General features: G+C 34.4%; 3 protein-coding genes. 2 read left to right on the forward strand and 1 reads right to left on the reverse strand.

The annotated features are described in order from the left end of the window. Positions 1 to 279 precede the first annotated feature (279 nt). Complete coding sequence (locus tag F6K13_RS13000) at positions 280 to 3,195, forward strand: glycosyltransferase family 2 protein (protein ID WP_287287578.1); 2,916 nt, start codon at positions 280 to 282, stop codon at positions 3,193 to 3,195. Positions 3,196 to 3,412: 217 nt separating this feature from the next. Continuing rightward, positions 3,413 to 3,547, forward strand: a complete 135-nt coding sequence (locus tag F6K13_RS13005; RefSeq protein WP_275670333.1) for a hypothetical protein — start codon at positions 3,413 to 3,415, stop codon at positions 3,545 to 3,547. Between the two features lie 768 nt (positions 3,548 to 4,315). On the opposite strand, the gene F6K13_RS13010 is transcribed toward F6K13_RS13005, so the two are convergent. After that, positions 4,316 to 6,436 (reverse strand): pentapeptide repeat-containing protein (locus F6K13_RS13010; RefSeq protein ID WP_287287580.1); only part of this gene is annotated, 2,121 nt, incomplete at its 5' end.

Consider the following 6,436-nt stretch of genomic DNA (forward strand, 5'->3'; position numbering starts at 1 on the left):
TGTTTTAAATTGACAATTATATCTGGTGTCCATAACTATTATTAGAGGGAATAGGGAATAGAAGATAAATAAGTATAGGTCTACCTCATTAGGTTGAGAAACATTATATTATCGGAGATGTCTAATAACATCGGCTATTTCCAAATTAATTTTCATTGTTTCCAAACATGATTTTAAAGAGTTGCTCAAATCCCCGTTACAAAAATAACCTCTGACTTCTAACTTCTGACTTCTGACTTGGTTAAAATTATTCCACAAACTTCAAAATCAATAACTATAATGTCCCAAACTTTTATAGCTCCAAAAGTAAGTGTAATTATCCCAGTATATAACTGCGAACTTTACATCGCCCAAGCAATTGAAAGTGTATTTAAACAAACCTATACTAACTATGAAATTATTGTAATAGACGACGGTTCCACAGATAATACCCGTCAAGTATTACAACCATACATGACAAAAATTCGCTATTTTTATCAAGAGAATCAAGGATTATCTGCAACTCGTAACCGTGGCATTAAATTGGCAAAAGGAGAATTAATTGCCCTCCTAGATGCTGACGATTTATTTCTCTCTTATAAACTTAAAGAACAAGTTGCTATTTTTGATGCTCAACCAAATATTGGTTTAGTACAAAGTGGGTGGCGAGTTGTGGATGAAAAAGGAGAAAAAATTCAAGATATTGAACCTTGGCATAAATCTCCAGAATTAGATTTAGTAAGTTGGTTAAAATGGAAAACTACTAATCCGAGTGGGATGATGTTTCGCAAAGAATGGTTAGAAAGAGTGGGTGGGTTTAATGAAAAATTACGCAGATTAGAAGATTTTGATATTGTAATTCGATTAGCTTTAGCAGGTTGTCAATCTACTTGGTTTCCTAAAGTAGCTGTATGTTATCGTCAACATAGCAGTAATATGACGCGAAATTTACTTGCTCAAACAGCAGTAGAAGAAAAAATTTTAGATGAACTTTTTTCTAACCCCAATCTTCCCCCAAAAATTCAACAATTAGAAAAGGAGTTACGCTACGGTTCTCTAATTTGGAATTGTTGGTGTTTATATAAATTTGCCTACTTCGCTGAAATGGCTGATTATTTATATAAATCTTTAAAATTTTCCTCTTTTTCTGTTCTTAAAACTATCTGTAATTGGCTCTATTATTTTCAATATTATGCTGCTCTAGAAAACTATGATTTTAATTCTGTATTTTTCCATCAATTACCAGAATGGCAAAAATTAATCACTAAAGTTATCCCTAATGGTTTACCGTTGGTTAGTGTTGTAATTCCTACCTACAATAATGCTGATTATATTCTTATAGCCATTAAAAGTATCCTGACTCAAACTTATACTATTTATGAGATTATTGTTATTGATGATGGTTCTACCGATAATACTTATCAAGTTTTGGAACCCTACCTAAATCAAATTAAATATGTATATCAAGAAAATCAAGGACAATCAAAAGCGCGGAATCATGGCATAGAAATAGCTCAAGGAAAATATATTGCTTTTCTGGATGCCGATGACTTTTTTCTACCCGAAAAATTAGCCGAACAAATAGGATGTTTTGCAGAAGACTCTACTTTAACTATGGTGCAAAGTGGTTGGAGATTTGTTGATGAAAAAGGTCATACTATTAAAGATGTAAAACCTTGGGAAAATGGTGCAGAATTAGACTTAGAAAATTGGTTAATCTGGCAAGCAACTTTGCCTAGTGCAATGATGTTTAAAAGTGAGTGGTTAAAGCTGAATGGAGGATTCGACCCGCGATATATTCCAGAGGATTTAGAAATAGTTTTACGATTAGCTTTAACTGGGGAAAAAGCTACTTGGTTACAGAGAGTTTGTGTTTGTTATCGACAGCATAATAGTAGTGTTTCTGGATTAGAAAATCGACAAAAAATTACTCAAGAATTGGAAAAATTATTAGATGATTTTTTTAGCAAATCTAATTTACCTACCCCAATACGTCAAATAGAAAATCAAGTAAAATATCGCTCCCTACTTTGGAATTCTTGGCGCTTATATCAGGGGGGTAACTTTTCCGAAATGACTGCTTATTTGCAAAAATCTTTAACTTATACTTCCGCCTCTACTACAGAAGCAATTTCGACTTGGATAGAATTATTTACCAAACTTGCTCGCCAAGAAGGAAATCAATTTAATGCCTATAATTTTAGTCAATTACCAGAGTGGAAAAAATTAATTAGTAATATTTTTAATCCAGTAATACCGAGAGTAAGTGTAATTATTGCCACTTACAATAATGCCCACTATATATTAGAAGCGATCGCTAGTGTTTTTAATCAGACTTATACCTCTTATGAAATAATCGTAATTGATGATGGTTCTACGGATAATACCCGCGAAGTTTTAGAACCTTATTTAGATAAAATTCGCTATGTTTATCAAGAGAATAAAGGAGTATCCCACGCCCGAAATTTAGGTTTAGAAATGGCAGGGGGAGAATTTATTGCTTTTCTAGATGCTGATGACTTTTTTCTACCAGATAAACTGGCAAAACAGGTAGCTATTTTTGATACCCGCCCTTCTCTTGGTATTGTGCATAGTGGGTGGCGTTTAGTTAATGAAAAAGGGGAGAAAATTTCCGATATAGAATTATGGCATGGTTCCCTAGAATTAGATTTAGAAACTTGGGTAGTTTGGAAACCTGTAACTATTTCTATGATGTTTCGTCGGAGTTGGATAAAAAGTGCAGGAGGTTTTGATACTCGTTGGCATCATGGAGAAGATATTGATTTAGTATTGCGTTTATCTGTAAATGGTTGTGAGGCAGTTTGGTTGCCAAAAGTTACTTATTGTTATCGTCAACATCACCGGAATGCTACTAGAAAATCTACCCATCAAGCTGTTAGTATGATGTCTGTTTTAGATGATTTTTTTAGCAGACCAAATTTATCAGTATCTATTCGTAAATTAGAGGGAAAATCTCGTTATTATACTTTGAGTTGGTTAGCATGGCAGGCACATCGAAATGAGAATTTAGTTGAGATGAGTAAATATCTACGACAAGCTGTAAAATATACTCCTTTATCTATGACAGAAACTATTTATCATTGGATTGATAGTTTTAATAGTCTTTATCAACAATATGGTTATGAATTTGATGCTTATGCTTTAACAAATTCGGATATTTGGCAACAGTTAATGTCAGATATTTTTGTGAAATAAGAAGGAAGGAGGAAGAGGGAAGAGGGAAGAAGAAAGAAGTAACAAGGAAAAAGAAAGGTTGATTATTTATATTCCGTTATTTTTGTGAAATAAGAAGGAAGGAGGAAGAGGGAAGAGGGAAGAAGAAAGAAGTAACAAGGAAAAAGAAAGGTTGATTATTTATATTCCGTTATTTTTGTGAAATAAGAAGGAAGGAGGAAGGAGGAAGATTGATTATTTGCATTCCGTTATTTTTATCAAGGAAGAAGGAGGAAGGTTGATTATTGATATTCCGTTATTAGCGTCAAATCAAGGACAACATAGGTTGACAACAGTTATCAAACTATTCATGGCTAGCGATCGCTATTGCTAGTAATTAGTGTATTATCTAAGCTTAACAGGTAATTTGTCTGTCAGTTTATAATAACTTATAACGACAAAATGTTTGACAAAGCGTCAAATAAAGGACAAAATAAGTTGACAACAATTATCAAAGCATTCAGATTAGGGAGTAATTTCTCTGGCTTAAATAAACCCCTTAAAGGCAAAAAGCATAAAGATGTTAACTTGTAGAAAATGAGCTAGATATTTTTTTTCAATAGATAATGCTTTTTTTCCTAAACTTTGATATTATGACTTATCTGTATCACTTAAAATAAACTTAGCTCAATTTCACTAAATGGAAGATTTAATTTTTTCTGTTGCCTTTGATGAAACAAGATATGAAGTCGGATTAGCTCCAATATCTATTGTAAGTGATGATTTCGACGAGGTAGGAGCTAAGTTTTGTCCCAAGATTGTTCTGCCCAAATCTTGACCAAAATCATAAATTTTTGAACCATTACCACTTAAAACCTCGCACTTTTTGATACTTAAAAAGGCTAAAACCTTTATATATGAATACTTTTAGATTTAATCAGCAAGCTCCAAATAGACATCTCCAATAATAAAAGATAAAATTCAATTATCGCACATAAATGATCAATTCTTTTTCCCTACTCCCTAATCTCTATTTTCTGGAGATGTCTAGTAGCTTTGATAGATATCAAATGGGTTTTATATAATATTACTAGCTTTATATAAATGATGATCTTAACTCTACAATAAAGTAATTATCGTTCTCTATTCTATCTAATTCCTTTCAATTCGGTAATATGCAATTATTAATATTAGCATCACTAAAATTAGTACCACTTAAATTAGCGTCACTGAAATTAACACCATCGAGATTTGCACTGCTAAGATTTGCACGACTGAGGTTAGCTCCAATCAGGTTAGCATCTTTGAGATTAGCATGACTGAGGTTGGCATAACTCAGGTTAACGCCACTCAGGTCGATACCATCCAAGTCCACACCCCACAAGTCAGCTCCCATCAAGTTAGCACCACTAAGATTGACATCACTTAGATAGGTATGCCAAAGGTGGGCACGATTAAGGTCACTGCCACTGAGGTTAGCACCCTTGAGATTAGCACCACTAAGATTCACACCACCCAAGTTAGCATTGCTAATATTGGCATTTTCTAGGTTGGCATCCCACAAATCTGCTACTCGTAGACTAGCACCACAGAGATTAGCGTTGCTCAGGTTGGCACGATTGAGATCGACACGATTTAGTTGAGCATTACTGAGGTCATTACCTTGTAAGTTTCTTCCTTCTATTTTGTGATTAACAATGTCCCAAACTATATACCATTTTTGGTCAAGTCTAGTTGTTTCACTGAGTTTTACACCCTTAAGTTGAGCATGACTAAGTTCGACATTTTTCAGGTGAGCATGACTAAGGTCAGCATTGCTAAGATCGACTCCCTTAAGAATAGCACCTGTTAAATTAGCATTACGAAGATTGGCATGACGGAGTTTAGCATTAGTGAGATTAACATTGGTGAGATTAGCTGTACTCAGATCGACTTGGTTCATTTTAGCCCTATTAAGTTGAGCATTGCAGAATTTAGCAGCACTCAGATGAGCATTTGTCAGGTCAGCGTTACTAAGGTTAGCGTTACTAAGGTCAGCAGCACTGAGGTTGGCACTACTGAAGTTGGTATCTCTCAAGTCTGCATCATTGAGGTCAGCAGCAGTAAGGTTGGCACCGCTCATTTCAGCATAGTTGAGTTGAGCTGACATTAGATTAGCTACACTCAAGTTAGCCTTCTCTAAATAAGCTCCAACTAGGTTAGATCCTTTCAAGTTAGCGTTACAAAGATTGACTTTTCTGAGATTTGAGTGACTGTAGTAGTTGCTATCAATATTTTGTATTTGGCAATAGAGAACATTGCGGTCGCACATCCCAAAATTAGCTCCTTCTAGGTTAGCACTCCGGAGGTTAATATTGCTGAGGTCAACACCTCGAAGATCGGATCGACTGAGGTTGACTCCTTTGAGATGGTTATTTGTAGGTTGTTGGTTAACAATTTGCCAGACCAAATGCCATTTAGAGTCTATTTTTGTCAAATCATTTATTTTTGTTTCTCGGAGGTTAACGTAGTTAAGATTAGCACCACTGAGATTGGCATTACTTAGGTCGGCACCACTGAGATTGGCATTACTGAGGTTAGCATCACTCAAATTTACACCAGTTAAATTAGTATTACTACAGTCAGTATTCTTGAGATTAATACTTATAAGTTTAGCCGCACTAAAGTTACTTCCACTGAGGTTAGAATTACTCAAATTCACTCTTCTAAGTTGAGCGCCACTGAAGTTAGAATTACTCAAATTTACACGTTCAAGGTTGATGCCAATTAGATTAATATTTCTGAAGTCTTTACCAATAGCTTGCTGATTAACTATTTCCCAGATTAATAACCATTTACAATCAAGTTTTGTTTCTTTATTTAATTTAGTACCTCTGAGATTTGTATCTCTAAGTTTACTACCTCTTAAGTCTGCATAACTAAGATTTGCATTAGTTAAGTTAGCATTATTTAGGTTAGCAAGACTTATATCTGCACCACTAAGGTTTACATTAGTGAAATTAGCATTAGTTAGGTTAACACCCCTGAGTTTGGCAAGGCTAAGATTAGCATTTTCAAGATTAGTGTTTTTGAGGTTAGCATCCTTCAGGTTAGCACCTCTTAAGTTAGCTTCTTTGAGGTTAGCATCTCTAAGATTAATACTACTTAGATCGGCATCTTTTAAATAGGCAAAACTGAAATTTATACCTTGTAGGTCTAAACCATTAAGCTTTGCACCTCTGATGTTAGCTCTGATAAAATTCCGTTTTCCTGTAGCGTATAGCTCTAGTAGTTTAGATATATC

Source organism: Okeania sp. SIO2B9 (genome assembly GCF_010672505.1).
GTDB classification, from domain to species: Bacteria; Cyanobacteriota; Cyanobacteriia; order Cyanobacteriales; family Microcoleaceae; genus Okeania; species Okeania hirsuta.

Coding starts and splice junctions, on each gene's coding strand:
- F6K13_RS13000 (WP_287287578.1), top strand. CDS start 280: ATGTCCCAAACTTTTATAGCTCCAAAAGTAAGTGTAATTATCCCAGTA.